The organism is Pseudomonas duriflava, from assembly GCF_007830155.1.
Classification (GTDB): domain Bacteria; phylum Pseudomonadota; class Gammaproteobacteria; order Pseudomonadales; family Pseudomonadaceae; genus Chryseomonas; species Chryseomonas duriflava.
The window spans coordinates 126,967-152,331 of record NZ_VLKY01000011.1; the positions used below are offsets into that span (position 1 = coordinate 126,967).

Sequence of the window (25,365 nt, forward strand, 5' to 3'; positions counted from 1 at the left end):
AAGCATAAGCCTGTCACCTGTGCACCTGCCAGAGAACAGACTGAAAACGGGAGTATGGCTGGCCGAGTAAGCAGTTAGGCTCAGGCTGTCACGTCATAATGAACGTACAGCCTTCCTTTCTTCTCTTTAAGGGCTAGCTCGCTCAAGCTGTTAAGCGAGCCAAGCGAAGGTACATGGGTTCCTCCACAGCCATACGGTGAAAAGCTTCCGAAACGCACTTCACGCAGGCCTTCTTCGTCGAGAGTAATCGTTACGGGCAAGTCCTCCGTAACCAACTGCTCGAAACGCTTTAGCAGCATCCAGGCCTCTAACGGTTGTGCCTCTGGACCAGGAATAAATTCGATGCGGCCCTCGCCAGGCCAGTGATGTGCCTTGACAGGGTGCCAGCCAAACGCTTCGCCTATGTGGCCGATCAGGTGTCCTGCTGAATGGAGATGGGTATGCAGGCGACGTCGGTTTTCATCAACCTGGGCAATGGTACGGCCAGGTTTGATGGCATTAGTAACATAATGGACGATGCGGCCTTCCTCATGGCGAACCTGAACAACTTCTACCTCACCGAGCGATCCCGTATCACTGGGCTGGCCGCCACCCTGAGGATGAAAGGGGGTCGCGTCTAACTCAATGGCAAACAGTGCGTCCTGTGCATGGCAGGAGATAACCTGCACCTCTACCGCCAATTGATCGGAAAAGTAATACAGTCGCTGAGTCATTGCCTTCTCCCCTTGAGCATGAATACACATTCTAGGGAAAGGGCGAACGTGTGATAATTCATCTACACACCAAAGGATTTTTGCACCGTGAGCACAAGTACTCCAGTCGCCTTGATGGGTGAAATGGTGGTTTTCGTCAAGGTCGTGGAAACTGGAAGCTTTTCTGATGCGGCCCGGCAGCTCGGTACCACCCCGTCGTCAACCAGTCGCAGTGTGGCGCGGCTGGAAAAGGCTCTGGCGACGCGCCTGTTGCACCGGACTACGCGCAAGCTCCGCCTGAGCGAGAGCGGTGAAGAGGTCTACCGGCGTTGCGTGGACATGGTAAACGCCGCCCGTGCCGTGATGGAAATCGGCGGTCAATTCAATCAGGCTCCAGAAGGGCTGATTCGGTTAAGTGTGCCCAAGGCGGTAGGGCGCTTCGTCATCCATCCGCATATACCGGAATTTTTGCGTCGTTACCCTCAGGTAGATGTGCAACTGGTGCTTGATGATCGTTATGTCGATCTAATCGATGACAAAGTAGATCTTGTTATTCGTATTACAGATCGTCCGCCACCAGGCCTCATGGGTCGGCAGCTCATGCGTATCGACCATCTGATCTGCGCGACCCCTCACTATCTGGCAGAGCACGGTATTCCGCTGCATCCTCGTGATCTGGCTCGCCACAGCTGTATTTACCTGGGCGAAGAACCAGCGGATGCCCGATGGAAATTCAAGCAGGGTAGTAAGGCTGTCACCGTCAATGTGCGTGGGCGGTACGCGGCCAATCATACCGGGGCAAGGTTGGATGCTGTGCTCCACCACATCGGCATTGGCAGCTTGCCGTATTTCACGGCGCGCCATGCCTTGCAGCAAGGGAGTATCGTTCAGGTTTTGCCCGACTGGACATTCCAGTCCTCCTACAGCGGCGGTGCCTGGCTGCTGTATCCTGCCACGCGTCATTTGCCACCTAAATTGAAAGTGTTCATTGATTTTCTGGTGGAGCGGTTAAAGGATGAACCCGTGCTGGAGGCAGGCAGAAAAACTGACGGTCTCGAGTTATGGCATGAGAAGCCGAAGCCTGGCAGGAGCGAGGCACAAGACGCATAACTTTCAGACTGCACAAATCTTCCAGACATCAGCGGCCTCAGGATCTAGGATAGGGTGTACGGATAGACCACTCTCTCTCTACATGAGCGCTATATCGGACATCATCATGAGCCTTTATTAATGGGTTGACCTGACCCAGGACGCCGAGACGGGCATCGAGAAGATCCGTGCCCATTTCGAAGGGCTGCCTATGATCCGCACTGGCACGACAGCTATCTGGTCGGTTTCACGGAGCAGGGCGTTCAGCAAATCCAGTGTCGCAGAGTCGTGCACCACAGCACACCCGGCCAGGTATTTCTGTTGGAACCGGGCGATATTCACGATGGTCATGCACCGACGCCGGGTGGATTCACCTACTCGATGCTGTACCTGGACCCGAACTGGATCGAACGTGAGCTCCGGGCTCTTTTCGAGAATGCGCCCGCCTGTTGCCAGCCAGGATTTTCTAAAGTACTGATGCATGATCCTGCCCTGCTGGAGGCTATCGCCCAGGCCTTCAGCGCTTTGAGGGAGTCGGAGCTGCGAATTGTTCGGCAGGCCGCACGTGATACGCTTTTGTGCCAGCTGACCCGGCATCTGAAATGGCGGACCCTCCTGAATCCTGACCCCCGTCTACCCGTGCTGGCGCAGCGGGTTCGTGGCTATCTGCATGCACATTTTAATGAGGATGTAGGGCTGGACGATCTGGCCCGTATGGCCGGTACCGATCGCTTCAGACTGACTCGTGCCTTCAAGGCTGCATTCGGTCTGGCGCCTCATGCCTATCTGATCCAGTTGCGCCTGGCCAAGGCGCGGCACTTGCTGGCACGCGGGGACTTGCCAGCCGATATAGCTGCAGCGCTGGGCTTTGCCGATCAAAGTCATCTCGGCCGTTGGTTTCGCCGCACGTATGGGTTGACCCCGGCCCATTACCGCAGGCGTTGCTCAAATCTTCCAGACGTCTGACCCGCCCCGTCGCAAAATCGACCCTCTATACACTGGTGGAGGGGATGTTATGTCATTCATCAGTACGGGGGCGGGTGCGGTCAAGCGAGCAGGGAGGTCTGAGTCAGATGCTTTCATTCATTCTATTCGCCTTTGTGGCGTCCATTACCCCAGGGCCAACGAACATTCTTGTCCTCAGTAACAGCTCACGCTATGGATGGGGCGCAGCCGTACTGATCATCCTGGGGGATTGCACAGGTGCGGCGGCCATCGTGGTAACGGTTGGTCTCGGTGTGGGCGAGTCTTTACTGCGCTATCCACTGCTTCAGCGTGCCATGGCCGGAGTTGGCGTGCTTTGGCTGACCTACCTGGCCTGGCAGTTATTCAGCAGCCCCGCGGCCGGTATCGAGGTTGACGGCAGGCCGAAGCACAGGGCATTGCCCGGCAGTTGATTGCCGAAGCCGATGTCTTGGTTGAGAACATCCGGCCCGGCACGCTGGGGGAGTGGGGGCTGGGCTGGGAAGCGCTGGCCGATATCAATCCGCGTCTCATTATGCTGCGTATTTCTGGTTATGGGCAGGATGGCCCTTACCGTGACTTTCCTGGATTTGGTGTCATCGGCGAGGCCATGGGAGGCTTGCGTCACCTGTCGGGCTATCTCGGCCAGCCGCCTGTACGGGTTGGCATTAGCATTGGCGATTCGTTGTCCTCGCTGTACGGCGTCATTGGCGTTCTTCTGGCCTTGCAGGAGCGGCAGCGCAGCGAGAAAGGGCAGATGATCGACGTGGCGCTCTACGAGTCAGTGTTCGGCATGATGGAAAGCCTGATTCCTGAGTACGATGCCTTTGGGTATATCCGCGAGCCGGCCGGCAGCTAATGCTGGCATCGACCGCTTCGATGTGTCCTTAGGCGGATTGGGTGGATGCCCTTATGCGCCTGGTGCCAGCGGTAATATTTGTACTGGAGATCTGGTGCATATGTTTCAGCGCATGGGGTATGACACAAGCGTTGATTTAGAGCGTCTGTTAGGCGTAGCGCGTGATCTGCCAGCTTTAATCGGACATGATGTTCCAGGTCAGGTAATCAAGGCTGGAACCAGTGAGCGGCGTTATTCCACTAATCTATGAGGGATGTAAGGGCATTCAAATAAGTAAGACAAGTTTATTTTAGGATAGAGAATAACGAATACAGCAGGCAGCTCAAAACTCGTGAAGTTTTTCTTGATTAATCCAAGCTTTTTTGCCGGGTTAGCCATATACCTAGGATGAGTATGTGGACTCGTGCCTTTAGGCCTACAGGTATTAAGTGGTCGAGCTTCAGCCAAGTGAAATATATACTTAAATTGTATAGTCAACAGCGTTACTTCAGTATGTATAATGTGCTGCCAATAGGTAGCCCTTTGAAAAGCGCTATCTCCAAGTCTTTTATTTCAGTTTAACGAGAAAATATGTCTAAATTAGCTGAATTTCGTGCTGCCGAAGAACAATTAAGAGCTCAACTACAGCTTCTTGAGTCACTCAAAAAAGATGAGTCGCTTCAGCGTGAAATAGAGTTTGAAAGCAAGCTTCAGGAGTTAATGAGCGAATACGGCAAGAATCTTGCCGATATTATCGAGATTATTGATCCTGCCTATTCTCGTAAACCTAAGGGTCTGGTTGCACATCCGGAAAAAGCTTCTCGTCGCACACGTACGGTAAAAACGTATAAGCACCCTGAGACAGGAGAAGTGATTGAAACCAAGGGTGGTAACCACAAGGTGTTAAAGGCGTGGAAAGCCGAGCATGGCGCTGATGTTGTAGAGGGCTGGCTTCAATAAGCCCTGGCATGATTTAAAGCGAGCCGTTCTGTGCCCATGCAGAGCGGCTCTGCTATAGGCATCCCATAATGCTTTGGCAGTACTCCATCTCACTTAAGTAAAAGAAAAGCTATCTCTTTAGTTTCGAAGGAAAATGGGGCATTTCACGGTAGCAACCCAATATACCCCTAGCGCTTGTCCCGCTCTATAAGCTTGAATAGTTAGTTTTCCATTGCGTACAGTTTGTACGCGCTCTTGGCCGAGCTTTACTTTAAATTCCGTGCTTCTTATGCCCAGATTGGCATATTGATCTTCGAGGCGACAGGTTCTTAGCTGTCGAAGCAATAGCTGCGCTTTACGGTATACGGTAGTGTTGTAGCTTCTTTTATAAGTAGCGGGTGCGTTTAGCACTCATAGGAGGATTTTGCAAAACTCGAATCAGAAATCTTATTCTTCTCGCTTCTGCCTCTCTAATCTATAGAGGGTCGCTACAAGAGCCGGACGATTCAACCCATGTCCTTTGCCAGATGTTTATAGCAGCGTCTTAGGTCTGGTGATGACATTCAGTATGTAGTCTCAAAGAAAAGGAGCCGTGCCCTGGTTCTCTTTAATGCGCTATGACTGCGTCCATTATCCAGGCAGAATTACAGCTTATTACAGGGTTCGGTCTTAACTGGATTTCGTATTTAACAATACTGAGACAGCTGGTTTAAAAGACATAAACGAAACTAGCCACTAGCAGGGTGGGGCGTCGATCTCTCCAGCTGTGGACATGCCCACTCTGCAAATACTCGTGCACGCGATGAGAGCCGCCAGGAATGCTGATAAACCAGTTGGACCGGTAGAGTCCATAGGTTCGAAATTTCTGAGGATCCTGGGTGTTTAATCCCAGGGAGAAAATAGTCTGTCATCGTCATGGCATTGAGCATCGGTTAACCAAGCCGTTTCATTCCTGGACAATGAATAGGTCGAACGCGTGAGCGGGCCATCAGCAGAGCACGCCAAGGCATTTTATTGCGCCTCGCTTAGGCAGCTGCTGGATCATACAGGGGCTACCTATGGGTCTGTAACGGTGTCCGTTACGTTGGCTTAGAGCACAAGCGTCGACTGGCTTTATCCTTGGGCAATAGCATAAATAGATACGGCTCTTTTTAACTGATCCAAATCCCTTTTTCCTGAGACCTAACTAGTGCTGAAAATGCCTGCCCAAGCCTAATAACCGTAGCCTTTTAAAAGATCGGCGATATGCGACTTAGCATACGCCCCGTCTCGAAAGCTCAGGGCGTATCCCGGTGCCCTCTGGTGAGGGAGAAGCAATGATTGGCGACTTGGTGCTGTCGTCAATTAATGAGTGTTGCCTCGGGTTCAGCGCAATTATATTTTTCAGCTACACCTTTCACCATTTCACCCTGAGGTGGGGAAAAGCGCATAGTCTTTTTATCAACGTTGTACTGCTCCTAGGCTGGAGTATTAGCTCCGCCAGGAACGCCGGTTTTGGCAAAGTTCGTCCAGTGGTTAATCATCTGGCTGGAAAGACTCTGCTGTACGCCGGACAAAGCGCCTTGGTTGCCCGTCACGCCATGGAAGCCTTTGAACAGATATTGCAGCTCAGCAGTATGGGACGCTAGGTAGGGGAAGAAGGCGGGTTTCAATAGCTGAGGTGCCGTGGGGTCAGCAAATTCGTAGGTGTACACAGGCACAAATTTACCCAGCATGGCGCTTGAGATCGGGACTGGGCAGATGAATTTAGCGCGCCCGAAAAAGCTGGCGTAGTTCTCACCAACGTTTTCTGGGGGGGGCTGTTGAAGAACGGTTTGTTGAGCGATCCCAAACAACTTGGCACCACGCTCGCTGCCCAAAAATGCCTGCAGTACTGGTTTATAGTCGTCCATAGTCATCTTCCGACCCATCATCAACTCGGCGAACCCGGCGAAGAAGGTTCCTTCGTTGCTGTTGAATCCGTTGATGACTGGTACCTGATTGAACTGGCCGCTGGTAAAGGCTTGCTTGAAGGTTGTGGGTATGATTTGTCCGTCTACGACGACTTGGGCAACCGGCATGTAATCTGGACCTTTCTCAAGAATCAGGTCCGCAGGTATTGCCAAGCTTGTTAGCAACAAGAGGTTCCTTCCAGGCCTGTACAGGCACGGGAGGCATCCAGCGCAGATCGCCTACGGGCGGTTTGGCAAAGGGGATCCCTTTGAAACTATGCAGTCCAGCTGCATCTTTCCTTTTACTGGGCCGCTGTCAGTGCTGACGAGCAGGGAGGCTTGCGTTTCAGTGGCTGATACAGAAGCAAGACCCGTCAGGGCGGCCCCTGCGGCAAGGCCTATCAATAGATGTTTTAGTGAGATCATGTTTTTAGGACTTTAATGAAAACAACTTTTGCGCCTCGAGGCAGTTTTTAACGAAAGCGCACCCGGCGTGAGAGGTACATAAATCGAGTTTAATTGACAATATCAAGTAATTCGCAGTCGTCAATGAGAGGCTTTATGGAAGAACGCATCGCCGAGCTTTTCGCAGATATCACCGACGCCTTTCAGGGTCGAATGAAGGATGCTGCTCATCTGGAATCAACAGGGCTAGCCCATTTTCAAGTGCGTGCGTTGGCGTTTGTCGCAAAGCGTCCTGAGGCGAGGCCGCGTGATTTGATTGAGCGCAGTGGTAGGGACCAGGCCCAGATCACGCGTGTCGTGCGGGATCTGGAAGAGCATGGATTAATTGAGCGAAGCCCCGATCCGTTGGATCGTCGTGCAATCCTTTTGCGGCTTACCGCTCAAGGGAAAGAGGTCTATGATTTGCTCAATAGTCGTAGAAAAGTAGTCATCGCTCAGATGCTTAGGCATCTTGACTCGGCTCAACGAGCATTGCTGGTCGATATGCTGGCTAGAATGAAGCAGGGGCTGGCTAATGATGCGACAGATTCGACGTTAAGCAATGAGCAGTCAGGAGCGGAAGATACGTCAGGCAGATCAGCGCCTTGATCTAATGATACTTGCCAGAAAACCTTTCTTTTTCCTTTGTAATAGCTGTTTTGTGTCGTCATTAAGCTGGTAGTCAAGCGGTTATCTTTATGAGGCAGAGGCGGGTAAAGCAAAGGTTTTTGTATAAGCGAACTAGCGGCGTTAGTTTCACCTATAAGACCTACCTATTTGAGGGGCGGAGGGCAAGGCCGTGCCGGTCCGGCCCTACCTTGAAAACGGGGTAAGTTTGTAACTCTCCCGTTGCCTCTGCCTGCCGTTTCCTGCTTTCGTCATATACCAGACGCTATTGTTAGCGATACTGAGCTAGTCACCTTAGATGTTTGACTTCTACTGGCGCCATTAGGCTTTCTTCCAGCTATTGAAAGGAGGGATGAGTTCCAAGGGTTTCGTCTCAGATAGGTGCCACTGCTAGAGAAATATTCCTTTCGTCACCACAGCGTCAAGCTATGCTTTTCACATTACATGTAAGATTTATAAATTCTTACATGTAATAATTGCGAAGCTGGCGTTTAGAGTCTATCTTGCTTATATGTAAGGTTTTAGGAGGTCTCATGCCTCGTAAGAAATTGCCGGATGATGGCATGGTTAAAACAGGTTCTGGCAAAGGCAAGACTACTGCTGACTATGTTCGCGAGATGCGCATGCGGTTGCGTGAGGCGGGCTTGGTCAAGCGAGAGTTCTGGATTCTTCCTGAGAACGTAAATGCCCTCCGGGGTATTGAGAAAGCGTTACGGCAGCCCTTTCTGGGCGACAAAATAAAACTGGAGAGTTTCATGACCGAGAGCACTAATTGGAGTATCAGCTCGCTACATAAAGCCCTGCTGGAACTTGATGTAGTGGAAAGGGGCGAGATTGTTCTGTCTATTGCCGAGGGGGCCGTACCCAGCATCAAGCTCACCATGACTGACTTTGGCGACCTGCCTATTTATTTGGCAGTGTCCGGCGATCAAATCCTGGTTGATGCCACGTTGTTCGAGGTAGCCAAGGTCAAGGATGTTAATGAATTCAATAGTCTGCTCTTACGCAGCCGCGATATGTTTCCGCTGTCCTCTGTTGGGATAGAGCCGGTAGATGACCAGGAAATCTATTGCATGTTTGGCGCCTTAAGTGCGGCGTCGTCGCTGACCGTCATCGTTCAGGAAATCTACACCCTGGCTGAAAACGTGATTCGCGCAGCCGAAGCCTTCGAAGACCATATCAAGGCCTAACCCCTTAGTAACACCGGAGTGAACAAATGAGCATTTGGAAGAAAGTAGTGACCGCATTTCGTGGTGGTGCTTCTGAAGTTGGCGAAGCGATTGTTGACAAGAACGCGATTCGTATCCTCGATCAGGAAGTGCGTGATGCCGAGGCTGCGCTTCTTAGAGCCCGTAATGGTTTGGTCGAAATCAAGGCCAAGCACAAGCTCTCCCTGCAGCGTCTGGACGCTTTCAATAGCGATATTCAGAACTGGGAAGGCAAGGCTATGGCTGCGCTGAACAAGGGCGAAGAAGCGTTGGCAACCGAATGTGCCAACAAGGTGGCTGAAATCGAGGCCCAGCGTAACCAGGAGCAGGCCCTGGCTGACCAGTTCAGCAAGCAGGTGGAAGTCCTGCATGGGCAGGTGCTTAAAGCGGAAGCGCAGATCAAAGGCCTCAAACAGCAGATCGAAATGGCCAAAGCACGCGAAACTGTGCAGAAGGCCCGTGTAGCTACCGCAGCCGCTACTGGCGGTGCCAATGGTGCGCTTGAGACAGCAGTGGATTCACTCGCCCGTATCAAGGCGCGTCAGGACGAACAGGACGCAAGGCTTGAGGCTGCTGAGGAGCTGGCCGGTGCCGCCAAGGGCGGCGATCTGGAGCGCCGCCTGCAAGATGCTGGTATAGGTTCTCAAGCGGGTAGCGGTGCCGATGTGCTGGCGCGCCTCAAGGCAAAACAGAACGCCGGCCCAGCGCAATAACTGTAAAGAAGGGTAGGCGGGTCACACCGGATGCCCTTTTGCCTGCCCTGGGACATATGTCTTTGCGATTAGTAAAACGTTTTCAGGTTATCGCTGCGCTCGCTGCCGTCATGGTGGGCGTACAGCTGGTAAACATGCTGACGGCCAACAGTCTTCTCTATCACGGCATCATCCCGCGAACTACCTATGGCCTTCAAGGTATCGTGTTCGCGCCCTTTCTGCATGGCTCAGTAGGGCATCTTGTGAGTAATTTGCCAGCCTTTGTAGTACTGAGTTGGCTGGTGTCGAGTGAAGGTCTGGGGCGGTACGTTCGGGTCTTTATCCTGATCGCAGGCCTAGGCGGTTTTCTGGTCTGGTTGGTCGGACGACCCAGTATTCACGTGGGTGCCAGTGGGCTGATCTTTGGGCTCTGGACATACGTACTGACACGGGCATGGTTCCAGCGCAGTCTTTTAAGCCTCCTCATTGCGGCCATTGCACTGGCGGCCTATGGTGGGCTGATTTTTGGATTTTTACCTGTGCCAGGCGTTTCGTTTGAGTCACACATTATGGGGGCGATCGCAGGCATGTTGGCCAGCTGGCTCATGCATTCCAGACGGCTAGTTTCTGGTTCGGCCTAACGATTCCTCATCACAATAGGAGGTGTTTAATGAGTTGGATAAAGCGAGCGCTCGGCATGGGGGCGCCACTTCCCAAGAATGACAAGACGGAAGGGGGAGCTATTACCAATGCAAGCCCCATGGGGCTAACGCGAGGGAGAATGATTTGTCTGGACAGCTCGCTAAAGCTGCTGCTCGACGGCCACTCCCATGTCACTGTTCCTGGCGATGAAAAAGTCTGGGCGGTCGGCAATATCGACTTGGGTCAGTCCATGCGTCTGCTGCGCTTCTATCTGGATGACGAGGACTATTTTCTTCAGGTAGTCATGAATGGCCCAAGCAATGGCGACATTCAGGACATCATCTTGTTTGGCTATCACAGCGTGACCACGATCAATAGTGAGCAAGAGTTGCTGCGTCTTTCGGGTCCCGGTGCCAAGCTGGGCATGCCGCGGTATGAGCTTGACGGTGAAGAGTACGGGCGCGAGTGGGGGAGCGAGGATGGTCAGACGGAGCTGACGCCTCTGCTGGAGTACGTTAAGAGCCCTGAGAAATCCTATCGCATCCGGCATAATTGCATGCTGTATGCACGCGACATCGGCCTAGTCAATCGTCGGGAGTTTCTATTGCTCTCGGTAGAGGAGGACGAAGAGGGTGTCATCTCGCTGTCGACTGCAGTCGGCGTAACGCTGCAACCCACGGACCTGTCGGTCCTCTGATAAGGAAATCCTATGTTAGAAGCACTTCGTATATCCCTAAACGCCGGCGCGGTCACCGGCTTTGTTGTCTATATAGTCGTAGCCGTCATCCTGTTCGCTCTGTTCCAGCTTATCTATACCCGGCTTACGCCACATAAGGAGTTCGCGCTTATCCGCGAAGGCAATACTGCAGCGGCTATTGCCTTGGGCGGTTCGCTGATCGGCTTTGCCCTGCCAGCTAGCAACATCATCGCCTACAGCGTAAGCGTGCTTGATTTTGTGGTCTGGGTTGTGATTGCCGCCATTGTCCAACTGCTGACCTTTCTGGGTACAAGCCTTGTTGTAAAGGACCTTTCGGCCCGGATCGCTCGAGGCGAACTAGCGGCCGCCGTGTACTCGGCCTCGGTTGCGATCAGCATTGGCTTTATCAATTCCGCCTGCATGACCCCGTCGGCCTGAGCCAGGAGGAGAATCGGATGAGAAACCGTAGTTCCGTCAAACTGGTGCTGGCCAGTACCCTGCCGCTGGCACTTGCCGCGTGCGGCAATAAGGCGGATGACACCGCTACCTACAACGTGACAAAAACCTTCAGCACGGTTCAGGAGTGCGCGGATACCCAGATACCGGTGGATATCTGCTCTGATGCCTACATGCAGGCCATGGCTGACCACAAGCGCATCGCGCCTACCTATGATGATCAGGCCAGTTGTGATGCCGACTTCGTGGCCGACTATTGCCAGGTCACATCGGACGGTAAGTACATGCCTAAGCTCGGTGGCTTTGAACTGGCCATGTCTGGAGATCTGCCCAGGCAGACCGTAGATCAGGTGGCTGCACAGAATAGTGGTGGCCATTTCGATAATCTACTGATGGGTCTTTTGATTGGCAATATGCTCAGTGGTCGGGGTGGTAACCACTATTATTCGCAGCCAATCTATCGGACGCGCGACAATCGGGGCAACTATTACAACTCGACCCTTTCTCGCCAGATCGAGCAGGGTAAGACTTTCAGTCGCTCGACCCAAGCCCGGACCAGTCCAACAAATTCCTATACATCGTCAACGCTGGGTAGGAGCTTGGGTAGAAGTTCCGGCAGCACGGGCTCTTCTGTATCGTCAACGATCTCGCGGGGAGGTTTTGGTAGCCAGGCGACTGCACGAAGCGGCTGGAGCGGCAAAAGCAGTGGTGGGTTCAGCAGTAGCTAAGGAGCGGGGCCGTGAAAAAGATCAGTATCGAAGAACGCCCGAACTGGCGCGAAACCGTAGAGCGTGAGGGTTTCAACTTTCACACCATTGATGGTGAACGTTACTGGGATGAGCGTGGCTACTACGAGTTTACGGAAGCGCAAATTACCCGTGATCTGGAAGAGCCAACCCGGGAGCTGCATGAGATGTGCCTGGACGTTGTAGACCGGGTTGTCAGCAGTGAGGAGCTTCTTTCAGGCTTGGCTATCCCATCTGAGTTCTTCGATCTGGTCCGGAACTCCTGGAGGCAGGGTCATCCGCATTTGTATGGGCGTTTTGATTTCGCCTATAACGGGACAGGGCCAGCCAAATTGCTGGAAGCCAATATGGATACCCCAACGTCACTGCTCGAGGCTGGTTCGATTCAACTCCTGTGGTTGGAAGACCAGATTGCGCGTGGCGTGCTGCCGGTTGAAGCAACCCAATTCAACACCATTGCCGAAGATCTAGTGCGGGCTTTTGCGGCTTTTCCAGTTGGAGGTGCGTTCTATTTTTCGGCCATGTCCGGCTCGGTTGAGGATCGCGGTACTACAGATTTTCTGCGTCGGATGGCTGCCCATGCTGGAATCGACGCCCGACATATCAATGTGGAAGACATAGGTCTCACTGCCAAGGGCCGTTTCGTTGATCTGGAGGGGTGCTGGATCGAGCGACTCTTCAAGCTGCATGCCTGGGAACATATTTTCAATGAGGAGTTCGGCAGAGCAGTACCGGCCTGCGACACGCAATTTGTGGAGCCTGCCTGGAAGGCTGTCATCAGCAATAAGGGTATTCTTCCACTGTTATGGAAGTTTAATGAGGGCCACCCTAACCTGTTACCGGCTTATGTCGACAGCAATCCCAAGAATCCTGTGCCCAAGGGCTGGGTGCGTAAGCCCTTCTTTTCACGTGAAGGGGCCAATATCGAGATCCGCACCGATAAGGACCAGGTAGTAGTGGAGGACGGTCCCTATACCGATGCGCCCTATATTTTGCAGGCGTTTTCGCCGCTGCCACGCTTTGGCGATAGCTATACCCTGGTTGGTTCGTGGGTAGTGGCGGATGTGGCGTCAGGGATTGGGATTCGTGAGGACGACAGCCTTATTACCAAGGATTCGAGCCGGTTCTTGCCTCATGTCGTGCTTGGGTAATCTGATGGCATAACACTAGGCAGGCCAGGTAACAATATTTTCTAGGCCTGGATTGCCTAAAGCCGACTGAATACAAATAGGGAAGGGGTACTGCTGATGACTCAGAGCGTTGGCTGACTCTTACGCCTAGTTGTCAAACACGATACCGCTTCAGAATACGCTATGGAGCCAACCTAGGCTGATGACGACCATCAGCCTAGGTTGAAAGTGGTTAATTAGACACTAGTGTCAGCGTCTTCGGATAACCTACAGTCGAGCCATTCACCGCAGCACCCTCCAGATATACACCTAGGTTATTGCCTATCTGTACAGAAGTGATCTTGCGAACCTCTCCATTAGCCATCTTCACCGAGGCGCCTACCTTAAATGCTGTCTTGTTTGCAGCAGTTGCTGGAAGCGAGAAGCCGGGCTTTTTGCGATATACGCCGTTCAGCCAATCAGTGTTGGTGAAGTTATTGATCGTGCTGGTAACCGTCGAGCTAGTGCTGGTAGACGGTGAGGTAACTGTCGGTGTTGTAGCCACAGGTGTCGACGTAGCCGTCGTCTTTGGACCATAAGCCGAACAGCTGGTGTTATCTACATACTTTTTCAGAGTTGCCCACTGCGGACGCTCCACGCCATTGACTGGCTCAACCGACATGAAGTAACTGCCCCAGCCCGGGCCCGCCGCCCAGTAGGAAGCAGGGACACAATTCTGCTTCAGGTATGCCAGCATGTTGTCCATCAGCAGGTTCCAGCGCGGGTTGTTATCCGGTACGCCAAACTCACCAATGTAGCCACGCTTGCCGTGCTTCTTCAGCCACTCAACGAAGGGCTTGACCCGATTGACGCCATACATGGCGTCGAGCTTGTTCACATCAACGTCGCCGTAGCTGCCGCCCGCGTTTTCATCAAAGTACGAGTGCGCCGAGAAGATGATGTTGTTGGACGGATCCTTCAGGTTCAGCAGCGAATCGTTCCACTCAGCCCAACGTGTAGCACTGGCCCAGCCATTACCTTCAACAATGATCGGACGCGTCTTGTCTACTGCACGCACGCCGTTGATGCCGTACTGAGCGGCAGTCGGCCAGTAGGCCAGAGCACCGTTCGGCTCGTTCATGATGTCGTAGGCATACAGCGCTGGCTGCTTGCTCCACTGCTGAGCGATCTTGGTCATGATCTCCTGGTAGCGGGCATACGGAACGCTGCTCGTACCAATAATCTGGCCGCGATACCGCGCGTAGTTATGCAGGTCCAGGATGATCTTGACGTTGTGCTTTTGAGCGTAACCAAAGGTGCGATCGATAAGGGCTACGTAGGTCGGATCAAGCGGACCGCCCAGTTTGGGCTGCAAGCGTTCCCAGATGATGGGGAAACGCATCGTCTTGATGCCCCTTGCGCTCCACTGTTGGAAATAAGACTCCACCGGGAAGATGTAGTTGGTACCGTTGATGCCTGGCAGCACATGCGGGGCAAAACCAGCACCCGACAGGTTCAGGCTGACCAGATCAACTTGCTCGGCTTGTACGGCCGTAGTACCGAGTGCCAGGGCCGCTAAAATTGGAAGGCTCTTTAGTAACTTCTTTGGAAAGTGGATAGACATATTTATGATCACCGTGCTACTGCGCGAGAAGGTGTAGGCATCTCCTTTCCATGAGCGTGAGGCCAGACCAAAAATTAAGTTTCCAGTTTTAGAAACAGTTAGAAGCGCCTCCAGGCACATGCAATCCTTAATACAAGCTCTATGCCAAAAGAACAAAAGTAGAGAGTCAGATATGAAAATTATCTTTAGTTGCTTAGATAACTTATTGATATATAATGGTTTTTATAAAGAACGACCGTCAGTCGAGGACTCTATAGAGCAATTCGTGCAGGCTTAGGCGAAGCCTCTACCATTCTCTGTAAGCCAGTCTGGTCAAAAAATTGGCTTTATATTTGGCATGTGAAGAGAATTTGACGCGCAAACTAATTTTTTGGATGTTGATACTGTAGTGCTACCTTATTAATGTCTTTATCGTAAGCAGGCTAAAGGTGTTACGTTGCGCTTATTAATGAAAATTGAAAAAAGATAAACGCATACTCAGCGCCCAGTGAGTATGGTCGCACTTTCATTGTGGTTCTTTACTTACTCTTCTACTTAACCCAGATGAAACACAATGTCGGGTGCCTATAGCCTTAACCGTATGAGCCGGTAATAAAGCCAGCCACTGCCAGAGGTTTAAGCTCCACTGGTATTGAATGGAGGGCAAAGAGTGGGTTGCTGTTAAAAGCATTTGGATAAGCGCGTAGCAAGATCTGCTGCCTGAATCTTGTCTACGACATTGGTAAAGCCTAACAGCAAACCAGACGAAGTCTCTGATGTGGCGTACCATTTGGAGAGAGCTTGTGCTGCCAAGCCAGCCCTTTGAGCGCGCTCTTCGATCAGCCTGTCGTCGTAGCCGGCGGCAAGCCGTAGCAATAAGTGCATGCCGCCAGCTTGCGGGTCAAGGTGAACAGCGTCATCTAGAGTGCTGAGAAGTGCTTCGATCAATAGCGTGCGCCGGTGGGCATAAAGGCTGCGCATCTTTTTAAGATGTTGCCCAAAGTGCCCCTCTTCAATAAAGGCTGCGACTGTTGACTGCAGGATATATGGGCAATGGTTGTACAGGGTGTCGGCTACATAGGCGAAGCGTTCTGCCTGGGCTGCAGGTACAACCACGTAAGCAAGTCTCAATCCAGGCGCAAGCACTTTGCTGAAAGTTCCGATGTAGAGTACTCGTCCTTCGGCGTCAAGACTTTTGAGTGCCGGTAGTGGATGTCCTTGGTAACGGTATTCGCCGTCATAGTCGTCCTCGATAATCCAGCTTTTTTGCTGTGAGGCCCATTCGAGTAGAGCTTGACGACGAGATAGAGAGAGCGATATCCCTAGAGGGCTTTGGTGGCTTGGAGTGACTACTGCAAACCGTGCATCTGGTGCCAGAACCATACCAGTCTGTACATTAAGACCGGCAGTATCCACTGGAACCGGTACCAGTTGCAGGCCAGTCGTTTTTAGGAACTCGCGTGCAATGAAGTAACCAGGTTCCTCGAACCAACCCAAGTCTCCGGTATGCAATAGGCTGCGATAGATAAGCTCCAGGCATGCACGATAACCAGCGCACACAAAGACCTGTTCTGGCAAGCAATTAATACCTCGCGCAATTCCTAGATAACCAGCCACAGCGGCGCGCAGTGACGCATGACCACTCGGATCAGGATAAATAAGCCCATCCAGCCCACCCTGTCGTAGCGTACGACTAGCCAGGCGGTTCCAGAGTTTACGTGGAAAAGCATCTAATGCAGGTAAGCCCATTTGCAGGGGTTGTGGTGAAAAACCGGTATGTATCCTGGCCGAATGCTCTTTTGTTGGTGGTGCAATAGCAGGCAGTGCGGCAGGCTTTAGGTCATGCGCGACTATGGTTCCTGCTGGGCCCGTGAGGGGTTAAATACCCCTCGCCAATAAGTATCTGATAAGCCGTCTCGATCGTACCTTTGGCTAGATTCAGCTCTGCCGCAAGTGCACGTACCGACGGAACACGGTCACCAGGCCGCAGTTGCCCATTAATGATCGCATCACGAAAGCGCTGATAGATCTGCCGATAGATGGGTGCCGTCTCGCCGCATGCTAATGGTTGGGTAATAGATTCCATGTCCTAGTCATTTATCCATTTCTTGACTCTATAGCGTATGGCATTGAATGCCTACAGTGCTCTTAGGTTCCGGAGAGCATCTATGAGTGAGCCAATTGGATCTAAAGCCCTTATTTCAGGAACTAGCGCCAAATTGACTGAAACATCTTATCTATCCTGGTCATATCTCATTGCAGGAGAATCACATGAGTCAGCTGCGTCTTCCATTTACTACTCTTTCGTCAGCAGCCTATGAAGGGTTAAGAGCAACCAGCCAGGCCTTGGCCGATAGTTCCCTTGGCGCTTCGCTAGTCGAACTCATTTATTTACGTGTTTCGCAGATCAACGGCTGTGCTTATTGTTTAGGTATGCATGCCAAAGCTCTACGTGATGCGGGGATGGCTCAAAGCAAATTGGATTGCTTGGCTGGATGGCGCATCAGTGAGCAGTTTGATGAGCGTGAAAAAGCTGCCCTTGCCTGGGCGGAAGCTCTGACGCATATTTCTCATCAAGGGGCGCCCGATGCGCTATATCAGCCACTAAAAGAGCATTTCAACGATACGCAGATTTCTGACCTGACTTTTGCCGTTTCATTGATGAACGCGTTCAACCGCTTGGCTGTAGGAATGCAGCTTTAATATTTCAGAGCGAGCAGTCCTATCATTTCTGGCCAATGAGATGGGCTCGTATAAACGATTAATGCCCAATCAGGCAGTTTTTGAAAAAGCAAAAAGTAGTGGTGGGAGTTCATGCCAATACACAAATGAAATTTTCTTAAATTATCCACCTGCGCCTATTGCAAGCGGTCCCTTACGGCGGCTGAAGAAGAAAGAAATGGACATTGTGGTGGTTTCCTGTACGGTACTAAGTCTCTTCTCTTGGTACCGTAATACGTACCTTATTGCCGGTGTTATCGTCCCGTCTCGCTCTTCAAAAGAGCTATTTTGTTTAAATCCCTTTAGTTAAGTCACGCCTTATCCGGGCTGCTTTGGGCCGTTGTGTCCTTTATCCACTAAAGCGCAACCTGTCTATTTCCGCTACGCACAGCTAAGCCGCTTTTAAAGCGTTTAGCAACAGAGCTTGGCACATCAGGATGATGTTAATGATTTTAATAGTAGATGACGATTCAAACTTAGCCGAGAACTGTTCAATGTTATTGGAAGCGTATGGCTATGAAGTGAGTACTGCATTAAGTGGGGAGGAAGCCTTGTTGCAAATTAAAGAGCGGCAACCAGACCTCCTAATTTCCGATTGTTGCATGCCTGACTTGACTGGCCTTGAACTGAGCCAGCGATTAAACGCCACACCAAGCGGTTCTCCGTTCCCCATTCTACTGATGAGTGGCTCGTTGCAATGCCAGGTTGCCGCTACAGTAAAGAGCTATGACGCATTCATCAAGAAACCGTTTTTGGCTGAGAGTCTGCTGAGCAAGGTTCAAGCGTTACTTGCTAGAAACTTCTTATCCCGCCGTGAGGGTACCCAGGAAAACAAATGAAGTTATCAATTTTTATCCTGTCAAACCTCGAAGACATATTGCAGGAGTGGGAGGGCTTCGCATCTACGTTGGAGCCTCTTCATAACGCAGACAAGATTGAACTGCGCGATCATGCGGCAGCCGTGTTAAAGGTTATTGCCGCTGATCTGGAGACGGATCAAGGAGAGCTGGAAAGCATCGCCAAATCCAGAGGTCTTGCTCCTCCAGGAATAGGAGTACAGGATACGGCTGCGGAACTTCACGCGGCTCATCGTGTAGCATCAGGTTTGAACAGCGACCAAGTCATGGCGGAGTTCAGGGCTCTTCGCTCGAGTGTCCTTCGACTATGGTCGAAGCGTGTCGAAATAACGACGCCCAGCGAAATACAAGACATGATCCGCTTCAACGAGGCTATTGATCAGGCGCAGTCTGAGTCAATGGTACGCTATACGAAGATGCTGCGCGAAGCGCAGAACTTGTTTCTTGCTATTCTTGGACACGATGTTCGAACGCCACTTGGCGCAATTACCATGGGCGCACAGGTACTGCTTCACGATCAAACCCTACCGTCCAAGGCACTAAAAGTAGGGTTGCGTATTTTCAACAGTTCGCAACGAATGGATAAAATTGTGCGCGATCTTTTGGATTTTTCGACGTCTCATTTGGGCGATGGGATACCGGTAGATCCTCATACAGTTGACCTGTTAGAAATATGTCAAAACATTGTTGAGGAAGCGCGAACATTCCATCCAGATCGTAAAATTATCCTGACAACAGATGGCCATTTGATAGGCGTATGGGATGGGGCACGCATTGCTCAGGCGTTTTCAAACTTGATTGCAAATGCCCTTCAGCATGGCAAGCCGGAAAGCGTAGTCAAAGTGTCGACGTACGGCCTTCCTGATGAAGTGGTATACACGGTGCAAAATGAAGGCGATGTCATACCTCCTTCTAAGTTGCGAACCTTCTTTGACCCGGTAAAGCGTTTCGCCATTCGCCCAGTCAGTGAGCGGACCCCTTCAAGAGCCCAAAATTTAGGATTGGGTCTTTATGTGGTTAAGCAAATCGTTACTGCACATGAGGGTGAGATTACTGTTACCTCTAGCAAAGAGGAGGGCATAGTTTTTACCGTACGCCTTCCACGAAAAATTCCAAATCGTAGGAATAGCGATTAATTTAACGGGTTTTCTTGTTAAAAGTAGTACCCTGCATGAGTTCTTTCCTTAAGCCCTTCGGGTAGTCTCCGTAGCTAACCATCTGCACTAAACTTAATTAGTAAATATTAATTATAAAGGCTAAAAGAGAAGAATTCCTAAGCGCTACTATTTAGTCATTCTTTTGTTTATTCGATAAAAATATATTTTGAATGATCTTATTTTGCTTCATATGTTTTCTATAAAGTCCAGTGATTATTTGTTTTAAAATAAAAAATTATAAAATTAAAATAAATGTATACATTTCCTTAAAATAGCGTACAGTGAAGTCACTGCTCTGCAATTGTCACTTCGATACCCAGTTTGATGTTCTGTTTTTTGTTTCATCTCCTCGGCTCGTTTTACTTTTCGCAACTCAGTCTCGGCCTGACTACTTCAGTGTCGCAGTCTTAATTTACCTTGGAGATACATTATGTCTACTCGTCAAACTGGCACAGTTAAATGGTTCAACGATGAGAAAGGTTTCGGTTTTATCACTCCCCAGAGTGGTCCGGATCTGTTCGTTCATTATCGTTCGATCGAAAGCGCTGGCTTCAAAAGCCTAAGCGAAGGTCAGAGTGTTACCTTTATGGCCGTCAAGGGTCAGAAGGGTATGCAAGCTGATCAGGTTCAAGTCGCCTAAGACTTGAACCTCAAAAGCCCCGCTTAGCGGGGCTTTTTTTTGCCTTAATTTTTCCTGAAAAGTTTATGTAAACGCTCTCCATTACCAGGCAATTGATAGCTTCGCAAACGGTCTCGAGTTTGTGGGTAACCGTCACGATTCCGATCTGGTCGCACCCGAACTCTTTGGTATTACCCTTGATCTTTCGCAAGCAGGTTTTTGGTGATCCGAGCACCCTGTCATCAAGGGTATCGTCTAATTCACACGCTCACTCTGGCTCATCCGCTCATGTCTCTTGTACATTTCTCCTGCGCTAAGGAGGGTTGCCAAGGACTCTCCGGCGTTTCCTAAAAAAGCCGTACCGGGACACTACCAATCAGCCTTGCGTTCTTCCAGACAGTCGTCGCCCTTCATCTCGAATTCGCGGCAAATCAACGGGCGGTTCTCGTAGATACTGCAACGCATCGTTTCCCGGTCAAGCGCGCTACACCAGCCATCATCCAACCGAGCCATTGTCATGGAGCCCCACTGATCCGTGTCGATAAAACGCATAGGAACGCCGGTGTCCGTAATAAGCATGACCTCTAGCCGACAACATTTGGCACTGCACGTATCGCAACTGACGCTGGGCTCGGTCTCGGAAAAAAGCGCGGGGACGGGAAGGTTCTGGAGTGGGATCAATGAGGAACCTTGGGAAACTTGTTTTGCATATTGGCTTGTCATAATCCTCGAACAAGAAAAGCTTATGAGTAACTGTAAATGTATACCATCCCATAATCGACAGCTTATCTATATGGTTTGGGGTGAGACGCTCGCCGAGACATTTCCCTTTTGGTTGGGATTTTTCCAGGGCACATTGGCCTGGGCATCATACGAACTCCTAACGGAAACTACCTTGGTACGGTTGCACTGACGGCGCCGGGCAGCCCTGTGGAGTACGATCGCTTTCCGCGACAGGCCGCTGAACTCTGGGCATTTCTACGAGAAGATTTCTAGTGACTCATTCTTGTGCTGCGCTCGCCGTCCAAACTGATACGGCCATTGTGCCGCCTCTATGGATGCTTGGGTCTGAAGGAGGAATAGCCTCACTCTTGCAGAACATTTCGGTATGAGTATGGCCCTGGCAAAGCTCATCTCACCAGAAGTTTCCTCTTCAGCCAGCTTAAAGCATTACGCTAATGGTGATCGGCAGGCAGTTTATCAGACCTCTCCACCTCGACTGCTCGCCGTTGCAGCTATCTATGCGCAATCCGATGAAGAGGCGCGTTTTATTTCCGACACTGGCCTTCATTTGCCGGATCAATAAACTGATACTGCTTTAATACCGTTTTAGCATTAGCAGAGCCAAGCCGGCTATCCAAACCACTGACGCACCGTAGTTGATGCGCTGATATAAACCAAAAAAATGGCCGGCCTCTAGTGCGTTTCCCATAAGAGGAAGGGTAACTAATGCGACCAGTGAGCAAAATATTGAGAAAAGAGTAAAGGGTAGCGAGTTTAAAAGTTTGCGTCCGAGATAACTCCAGATAGCACTGGCTAGAAATATCGATGCGAACATAACTAAGCCACTGTAGTTATGTATCGTTTGGCTGGTGCTTGGACTTTCAAGCCTGCAACCTACATCGCAGGAGAAATAGCCTGTGCAAAAGCTGGCTATGCCATGAATGATAATCAGCAGCCCGGTAAATATAGCCAGTTTTGACTCATGAAAAGTTTTGCTGACAGCGATACCAAAAAAAATAAATAGGAAACCAAGGGGGTAATTGTTGATAAGTGGGGAAAGCACATGAGTAGGAGCGCCTTGTGCCCCTAACTCACTCATGGCTTGGTTGATTTGACTGTAGCCTGGATAAAGAAACCCCGAGGCCATGACGCCTGTAAAAAGCCAAAAAGGGATTAAAAGACCGACACGATAAGCAGTTCTATAGAGGAAAGAAGGCAACGTCGAAATCCTGTTCGGTTATGGTATTTATCAAATCAAAGCTTAAATACAAGCCCAGAAAAGATTTATGTAAACATAGCCTAAAACTCAATACTTGCCTGCAGTTGCAGTTGCAGTTGCAGTTGCAGTTTATAGCGAACACCGATCTTGCTCGTATAAACCTGTTGCTTACTCCGGCGACTACAGGCGCTGAGGTATGCGCTGATGATTACAGCCTTAACGGCTAAAGTTGAAAACAGTATGCAGGGCTGAAACATGGCTGAGCCCTGCATCACACGGGCTATCGTGAAAGAGCGAGTAATACCTTACAGCGGTCCGTAGGCTGAGCAGCTGGTATTGTCAATGTACTTTTTCAAGGTTGGCCATTGTGGACGGTCTACTCCATTGATGGGTTCAACCGACATAAAGTAACTGCCCCAGCCCGGACCCGCCGCCCAATACGATGCCGGAATGCAGTTCTGCTTCAGGTACGCCAGCATATTGTCCATCAGGATATTCCAGCGCGGATTATCATCCGGTACGCCGAACTCACCGATATAGCCACGCTTGCCATTTTTCTTTAGCCATTCCACAAACGGCTTGACCCGATTGACGCCATACATCTCATCAAGCGTATTGACATCCACATCGCTATAGCTACCGCCGGCATTCTCATCAAAATACGAGTGCGCTTCAAAGATAAGGTTATTGGACGGATCCTTAAGGCTCAGCAAAGAGTCGTTCCATGAGGCCCAGCGCGTAGCACTGGCCCAGCCGTTACCTTCGATGAAAATAGGGCGAGTTTTGTCTACAATTCGAACGCCATTGATACCGTACTGGGCTGCGGTTGGCCAATAGGCCATCGCACCGTTGGGCTCGTTCATGATGTCGTAGGCATACAGGGCTGGATATTTATTCCAGCGGTAAGCAATGCGATACATTACATTTTGGTAAGCCGAGTATGGGACATTAGTGGTCCCGATGATCTCTCCCCGGTAACGAGCATAATTGTGCAGATCCAGAATAACCTTCACATTGTACTTCTGGGCATAGTTAAGGGTGCGGTCGATCAACGCCGCATAAGTGGAATCCAGCGCACCGCCGAGCGTGGGCTGCAAGCGCTCCCAGCGAATGGGGAAGCGTACCGTTTTAATGCCTTTGGCACTCCACTGCTGGAAATAAGATTCCACCGGGAATATGTAATGGGTGCCGTTGACGCCCGGCAATGTCAGCGGTGCGAAACCGGCACCAGATAGATTTAGGCTAACCAAATCAATCTGCTCGGCCTGTGCGGTTGTACTGCCAAACGCCAATGCCAGCATGATAGGAAGGCTCTTTAATAAATCTCTCGTAAAACGTACAGACATGGTCATGATCACCGTACTACTAAGTGGTATAAAAGGTAGGTATCCCTTTCTGCTTGAACATGAAACCAAACCAAAAAGTGTTTGTAGTTTGAAATTGATTTGGGCTCTCAGGTCCATGTGGCTGCGAATACAAGCTATATGCCAAGACTTGGTAGCTCGCTGAAGTAAATATGAAATAATACTTAGTGATGTATATAAAGCATTGGATAGTAAGGCTTTTAATAAACTGACCGCTGGTCGAGTTCGGTGCGGGAGGGCCCGGCAGGCTTAAATGGCTCTAGGCTAAAACTTCCAGCCTGTGCGGAAGTCATAAATATGGCGATATCAACTTGATATGAATGAGTGGTCTAGCCAGTAGCCTGATTTATTTTCAGAAGTATTTATAAGCGCCTTGCTAGTTTGAAGAATAACTATCGATGATGGCTTTCTAGAATCTTAAAGTTTTAGAAGATAAGTTGCCATGTATGGAAAGCTTAATCCGCTAAATTACGGTTGCTTTTTAGTAGACTGTAAGGCCTTGGCTAGCCAGAATCAGGCATGGCGAGGGTTAATCAACCGGGCCTAAGTTTCTTCTGAGTGGGCTTTCTGAAGAAAGCTCGTATACAGGCCAAGTGGAATCAAAGTTTGTTACGTCTGGTCACATAGAATTGATTCGTTGCGTAAGAACGACGTCTACTAGATCACCTCCAACAATAGAGGCCAATCGTGTCCTCTAGAGAGGTGTTTATGAAAGCTTATCAACGTGAAGCATGGCAGTTGCAAGGTTCTGATCCACTAGGTCCAGGTGACGAGGCAGGTGCTAATGATGATGATATGAGTCCCCTTGACCCAACTCGGGCCCCAGATGAAGCTAATGTTGAAGATGAACAGGGTAACGAGCCTATTTAGTGCATTAAATTACTCAGTACTTGAATATTGCTCATAACGACCAATGGTAGGCTATTCGACCTAAGTTTTGTTTGGTATATCACGATTCCATGCTATTTCTCCCTGGCAGCCAGAATGTGCTGTTCAGAGGATATGGCTATGTTCGAAAAAATGAGCGATTTCTTGCTACCTCAAGTAATTGCTTTAGGAGTCGGCTTAGCTGGGATTCTAATGATGGGAGGTCTTGTAGGCTTGATAAATGGATTTTCTACATTAGTAATGTTTTCTATGCTGTCTGCCTTGGTTTTAGGCATTACTGCATTTATCGCTTCGGCTTTTTACATCTATAACCGTCTTGATTAAATACACCTGTAAATAAAAAGCCCGGCCTTAGCGTCGGGCTTTTTATTGGGATTTTCTTATGACGGTTAGTCAGCCAAGCCCCCATTGATAATGCCTTTTAGTTGCTAGTTAAATAGTCAATAGTTAGCGTAGCCCGATTTATCTTGTGCTGAGGGTATATGGCAATGTTTAGTTGGTATAGCCGCCTACCTGAGGTTCTAGGCTGCTGTACTACTCTTTATCTAGCTTGTTAAGAGCAGAAACAAGAGCGAGGCACCATTACAGGCAAGTATAGGTCGTCTTGCTTTTAAATGCCTACCTCAGCTTGGACCCAGAGGCCAGATTGCTATATGCCGGTGGGCTTTGGTTGAGAAAGAGGAGCTGGTTAAGCACCAAGCTAGATTATGTTCTGGTTAGTGCCGACAGTAAAAAGCCGTGAATGCGTAAGAGCTACGATGATGGGGGGCTCTCCATATCGAGCCTTTACAAGGCTGCTATGCGCTATCATCAACATCTTCTCTTCCTCTAGGCCGAGCGACCCATGAGCAAAATTACTAATTTGACTATGCAAAACGGCATCCCACCAAAGATGTTTCATGATATCGAGGCTTTGGGCGCTGCGATTGATGATGCTATTCAGGTGGCGTTAGACCAAGGCGTTCCTATGGAGGCCATTATGGGTGCAATTGAGCTCGCCAAACTGAGTCTAGCCCGTTCGTTTTTTGATGAATTAGACGATCAAGGATAACTAATCTGTTGCTATAGGTACGTTCGTCAATGCAGCGTGAAAAAGGGAGAGGGCCGATATGCTATGAATACCTCGATACTACGCAACAAT

The 25,365-nt window shown here is 50.3% G+C and carries 23 protein-coding genes and 7 pseudogenes; 22 read left to right on the forward strand and 8 right to left on the reverse strand.

What is annotated here, in order from left to right:
• Window positions 1-80: 80 nt before the first annotated feature.
• Window positions 81-713, reverse strand: a complete 633-nt coding sequence (locus IQ22_RS16195) for an alanyl-tRNA editing protein (protein ID WP_145143862.1) — start codon at window positions 711-713, stop codon at window positions 81-83.
• 114 nt (window positions 714-827) lie between these two features.
• Between IQ22_RS16195 and IQ22_RS16200 the strand changes: the two genes are divergently transcribed.
• The 6 genes and pseudogenes from IQ22_RS16200 to IQ22_RS16225 all read left to right on the forward strand — a co-directional run bounded on the left by IQ22_RS16200 (window position 828) and on the right by IQ22_RS16225 (window position 4,542).
• Entirely contained in the window at window positions 828-1,802 is a 975-nt protein-coding gene (locus IQ22_RS16200; RefSeq protein ID WP_425298877.1) for a LysR family transcriptional regulator, read from the forward strand.
• A gap of 130 nt (window positions 1,803-1,932) precedes the next feature.
• Window positions 1,933-2,747, forward strand: a pseudogene (locus IQ22_RS16205) (AraC family ligand binding domain-containing protein).
• Window positions 2,748-2,854: 107 nt separating this feature from the next.
• A pseudogene (locus IQ22_RS16210) lies at window positions 2,855-3,136 on the forward strand (LysE family translocator); the annotation flags it as partial.
• A 5-nt stretch (window positions 3,137-3,141) separates the two neighbouring features.
• Window positions 3,142-3,600 (forward strand): annotated as a pseudogene (locus IQ22_RS16215) (CoA transferase); the annotation flags it as partial.
• Window positions 3,596-3,853 (forward strand): annotated as a pseudogene (locus IQ22_RS16220) (hydroxymethylglutaryl-CoA lyase); the annotation flags it as partial. The pseudogenes IQ22_RS16215 and IQ22_RS16220, both read left to right, overlap by 5 nt.
• A 320-nt stretch (window positions 3,854-4,173) precedes the next feature.
• On the forward strand, window positions 4,174-4,542 hold the full coding sequence (locus tag IQ22_RS16225) for a histone-like nucleoid-structuring protein, MvaT/MvaU family (protein ID WP_145143868.1): 369 nt from the start codon (window positions 4,174-4,176) through the stop codon (window positions 4,540-4,542).
• Between the two features lie 1,436 nt (window positions 4,543-5,978).
• Here IQ22_RS16225 and IQ22_RS16230 read toward each other — a convergent pair.
• Together IQ22_RS16230 and IQ22_RS24165 are read right to left on the reverse strand one after the other, a co-directional pair.
• Window positions 5,979-6,641: a carboxylesterase family protein gene (locus IQ22_RS16230; RefSeq protein WP_208733657.1), complete on the reverse strand. Its 663-nt coding sequence runs from the start codon at window positions 6,639-6,641 to the stop codon at window positions 5,979-5,981.
• Complete coding sequence (locus IQ22_RS24165) at window positions 6,598-6,735, reverse strand: carboxylesterase family protein (RefSeq protein WP_208733662.1); 138 nt, start codon at window positions 6,733-6,735, stop codon at window positions 6,598-6,600. Before IQ22_RS24165 ends, IQ22_RS16230 begins: the two co-directional genes overlap by 44 nt.
• 278 nt (window positions 6,736-7,013) lie before the next feature.
• Between IQ22_RS24165 and IQ22_RS16240 the strand changes: the two genes are divergently transcribed.
• The 8 genes from IQ22_RS16240 to IQ22_RS16275 all read left to right on the forward strand — a co-directional run bounded on the left by IQ22_RS16240 (window position 7,014) and on the right by IQ22_RS16275 (window position 13,115).
• Window positions 7,014-7,505, forward strand: coding sequence for a MarR family winged helix-turn-helix transcriptional regulator (locus IQ22_RS16240; protein WP_158635446.1), 492 nt, complete (start codon window positions 7,014-7,016; stop codon window positions 7,503-7,505).
• 551 nt (window positions 7,506-8,056) lie between these two features.
• Window positions 8,057-8,713, forward strand: a complete 657-nt coding sequence (locus tag IQ22_RS16245) for a YjfI family protein (RefSeq protein WP_425298873.1) — start codon at window positions 8,057-8,059, stop codon at window positions 8,711-8,713.
• 26 nt (window positions 8,714-8,739) lie between these two features.
• The gene (locus tag IQ22_RS16250) at window positions 8,740-9,444 is read left to right on the forward strand and encodes a PspA/IM30 family protein (protein WP_145143874.1); all 705 of its coding nucleotides are present in this window, start codon (window positions 8,740-8,742) and stop codon (window positions 9,442-9,444) included.
• A gap of 62 nt (window positions 9,445-9,506) precedes the next feature.
• Complete coding sequence (locus IQ22_RS16255; protein ID WP_145143876.1) at window positions 9,507-10,064, forward strand: rhomboid family intramembrane serine protease; 558 nt, start codon at window positions 9,507-9,509, stop codon at window positions 10,062-10,064.
• A gap of 29 nt (window positions 10,065-10,093) precedes the next feature.
• Window positions 10,094-10,762, forward strand: a complete 669-nt coding sequence (locus tag IQ22_RS16260) for a DUF2491 family protein (RefSeq protein ID WP_145143878.1) — start codon at window positions 10,094-10,096, stop codon at window positions 10,760-10,762.
• A gap of 12 nt (window positions 10,763-10,774) precedes the next feature.
• Entirely contained in the window at window positions 10,775-11,200 is a 426-nt protein-coding gene (locus IQ22_RS16265) for a DUF350 domain-containing protein (RefSeq protein WP_145143880.1), read from the forward strand.
• Window positions 11,201-11,217: 17 nt separating this feature from the next.
• Window positions 11,218-11,946 carry a DUF1190 domain-containing protein gene (locus tag IQ22_RS16270; protein ID WP_145143882.1) on the forward strand — a complete coding sequence of 243 codons (729 nt, stop codon included), beginning with the start codon at window positions 11,218-11,220 and terminating at the stop codon, window positions 11,944-11,946.
• 11 nt (window positions 11,947-11,957) lie between these two features.
• Complete coding sequence (locus IQ22_RS16275; protein WP_145143884.1) at window positions 11,958-13,115, forward strand: glutathionylspermidine synthase family protein; 1,158 nt, start codon at window positions 11,958-11,960, stop codon at window positions 13,113-13,115.
• Between the two features lie 223 nt (window positions 13,116-13,338).
• Here IQ22_RS16275 and IQ22_RS16280 read toward each other — a convergent pair.
• Window positions 13,339-14,697, reverse strand: a pseudogene (locus IQ22_RS16280) (glycoside hydrolase family 5 protein); the annotation flags it as partial.
• A gap of 660 nt (window positions 14,698-15,357) precedes the next feature.
• A pseudogene (gene pdxR, locus IQ22_RS16285) lies at window positions 15,358-16,762 on the reverse strand (MocR-like pyridoxine biosynthesis transcription factor PdxR).
• A gap of 185 nt (window positions 16,763-16,947) precedes the next feature.
• Here pdxR and IQ22_RS16290 point away from each other — a divergent pair.
• The 4 genes from IQ22_RS16290 to IQ22_RS16305 all read left to right on the forward strand — a co-directional run bounded on the left by IQ22_RS16290 (window position 16,948) and on the right by IQ22_RS16305 (window position 20,051).
• On the forward strand, window positions 16,948-17,379 hold the full coding sequence (locus IQ22_RS16290) for a carboxymuconolactone decarboxylase family protein (RefSeq protein ID WP_145143886.1): 432 nt from the start codon (window positions 16,948-16,950) through the stop codon (window positions 17,377-17,379).
• A 464-nt stretch (window positions 17,380-17,843) separates the two neighbouring features.
• Entirely contained in the window at window positions 17,844-18,236 is a 393-nt protein-coding gene (locus IQ22_RS16295) for a response regulator (protein WP_158635447.1), read from the forward strand.
• Window positions 18,233-19,390: a sensor histidine kinase gene (locus IQ22_RS16300; protein WP_145143890.1), complete on the forward strand. Its 1,158-nt coding sequence runs from the start codon at window positions 18,233-18,235 to the stop codon at window positions 19,388-19,390. Before IQ22_RS16295 ends, IQ22_RS16300 begins: the two co-directional genes overlap by 4 nt.
• A 451-nt stretch (window positions 19,391-19,841) precedes the next feature.
• Complete coding sequence (locus tag IQ22_RS16305; protein ID WP_145143892.1) at window positions 19,842-20,051, forward strand: cold-shock protein; 210 nt, start codon at window positions 19,842-19,844, stop codon at window positions 20,049-20,051.
• A 348-nt stretch (window positions 20,052-20,399) separates the two neighbouring features.
• Here IQ22_RS16305 and IQ22_RS16310 read toward each other — a convergent pair whose 3' ends face one another.
• Complete coding sequence (locus tag IQ22_RS16310) at window positions 20,400-20,753, reverse strand: YkgJ family cysteine cluster protein (RefSeq protein ID WP_145143894.1); 354 nt, start codon at window positions 20,751-20,753, stop codon at window positions 20,400-20,402.
• Window positions 20,754-21,138: 385 nt separating this feature from the next.
• On the opposite strand from IQ22_RS16310, the gene IQ22_RS16315 reads away from it, so the two are divergent.
• A complete protein-coding gene (locus IQ22_RS16315; RefSeq protein ID WP_145143896.1) occupies window positions 21,139-21,336 on the forward strand; it encodes a hypothetical protein in 198 nt (65 codons plus the stop codon).
• A 12-nt stretch (window positions 21,337-21,348) separates the two neighbouring features.
• Here IQ22_RS16315 and IQ22_RS16320 read toward each other — a convergent pair whose 3' ends face one another.
• Together IQ22_RS16320 and IQ22_RS16325 are read right to left on the reverse strand one after the other, a co-directional pair.
• The gene (locus IQ22_RS16320; RefSeq protein ID WP_145143898.1) at window positions 21,349-21,972 is read right to left on the reverse strand and encodes a DUF998 domain-containing protein; all 624 of its coding nucleotides are present in this window, start codon (window positions 21,970-21,972) and stop codon (window positions 21,349-21,351) included.
• 308 nt (window positions 21,973-22,280) lie between these two features.
• Window positions 22,281-23,273: pseudogene (locus IQ22_RS16325) on the reverse strand (glycoside hydrolase family 5 protein); the annotation flags it as partial.
• Window positions 23,274-24,044: 771 nt separating this feature from the next.
• Here IQ22_RS16325 and IQ22_RS23205 point away from each other — a divergent pair.
• From IQ22_RS23205 to IQ22_RS16335, 3 genes are all read left to right on the forward strand, one after another.
• Window positions 24,045-24,206 (forward strand): hypothetical protein, encoded by a 162-nt coding sequence (locus tag IQ22_RS23205; RefSeq protein WP_158635448.1) that lies wholly within the window; start codon window positions 24,045-24,047, stop codon window positions 24,204-24,206.
• Window positions 24,207-24,344: 138 nt separating this feature from the next.
• A complete protein-coding gene (locus tag IQ22_RS16330) occupies window positions 24,345-24,548 on the forward strand; it encodes a hypothetical protein (RefSeq protein ID WP_145143902.1) in 204 nt (67 codons plus the stop codon).
• A 520-nt stretch (window positions 24,549-25,068) separates the two neighbouring features.
• Entirely contained in the window at window positions 25,069-25,275 is a 207-nt protein-coding gene (locus IQ22_RS16335; protein ID WP_145143904.1) for a hypothetical protein, read from the forward strand.
• The last annotated feature ends 90 nt before the right edge of the window (window positions 25,276-25,365 follow it).

Coding starts and splice junctions, on each gene's coding strand:
- IQ22_RS16195 (WP_145143862.1), bottom strand. CDS start 713: ATGACTCAGCGACTGTATTACTTTTCCGATCAATTGGCGGTAGAGGTG.
- IQ22_RS16200 (WP_425298877.1), top strand. CDS start 828: ATGGGTGAAATGGTGGTTTTCGTCAAGGTCGTGGAAACTGGAAGCTTT.
- IQ22_RS16225 (WP_145143868.1), top strand. CDS start 4,174: ATGTCTAAATTAGCTGAATTTCGTGCTGCCGAAGAACAATTAAGAGCT.
- IQ22_RS16240 (WP_158635446.1), top strand. CDS start 7,014: ATGGAAGAACGCATCGCCGAGCTTTTCGCAGATATCACCGACGCCTTT.
- IQ22_RS16245 (WP_425298873.1), top strand. CDS start 8,057: ATGCCTCGTAAGAAATTGCCGGATGATGGCATGGTTAAAACAGGTTCT.
- IQ22_RS16250 (WP_145143874.1), top strand. CDS start 8,740: ATGAGCATTTGGAAGAAAGTAGTGACCGCATTTCGTGGTGGTGCTTCT.
- IQ22_RS16260 (WP_145143878.1), top strand. CDS start 10,094: ATGAGTTGGATAAAGCGAGCGCTCGGCATGGGGGCGCCACTTCCCAAG.
- IQ22_RS16265 (WP_145143880.1), top strand. CDS start 10,775: ATGTTAGAAGCACTTCGTATATCCCTAAACGCCGGCGCGGTCACCGGC.
- IQ22_RS16270 (WP_145143882.1), top strand. CDS start 11,218: ATGAGAAACCGTAGTTCCGTCAAACTGGTGCTGGCCAGTACCCTGCCG.
- IQ22_RS16290 (WP_145143886.1), top strand. CDS start 16,948: ATGAGTCAGCTGCGTCTTCCATTTACTACTCTTTCGTCAGCAGCCTAT.
- IQ22_RS16295 (WP_158635447.1), top strand. CDS start 17,844: ATGATTTTAATAGTAGATGACGATTCAAACTTAGCCGAGAACTGTTCA.
- IQ22_RS16300 (WP_145143890.1), top strand. CDS start 18,233: ATGAAGTTATCAATTTTTATCCTGTCAAACCTCGAAGACATATTGCAG.
- IQ22_RS16305 (WP_145143892.1), top strand. CDS start 19,842: ATGTCTACTCGTCAAACTGGCACAGTTAAATGGTTCAACGATGAGAAA.
- IQ22_RS16310 (WP_145143894.1), bottom strand. CDS start 20,753: ATGACAAGCCAATATGCAAAACAAGTTTCCCAAGGTTCCTCATTGATC.
- IQ22_RS16315 (WP_145143896.1), top strand. CDS start 21,139: ATGAGTATGGCCCTGGCAAAGCTCATCTCACCAGAAGTTTCCTCTTCA.
- IQ22_RS23205 (WP_158635448.1), top strand. CDS start 24,045: ATGAAAGCTTATCAACGTGAAGCATGGCAGTTGCAAGGTTCTGATCCA.
- IQ22_RS16330 (WP_145143902.1), top strand. CDS start 24,345: ATGTTCGAAAAAATGAGCGATTTCTTGCTACCTCAAGTAATTGCTTTA.
- IQ22_RS16335 (WP_145143904.1), top strand. CDS start 25,069: ATGAGCAAAATTACTAATTTGACTATGCAAAACGGCATCCCACCAAAG.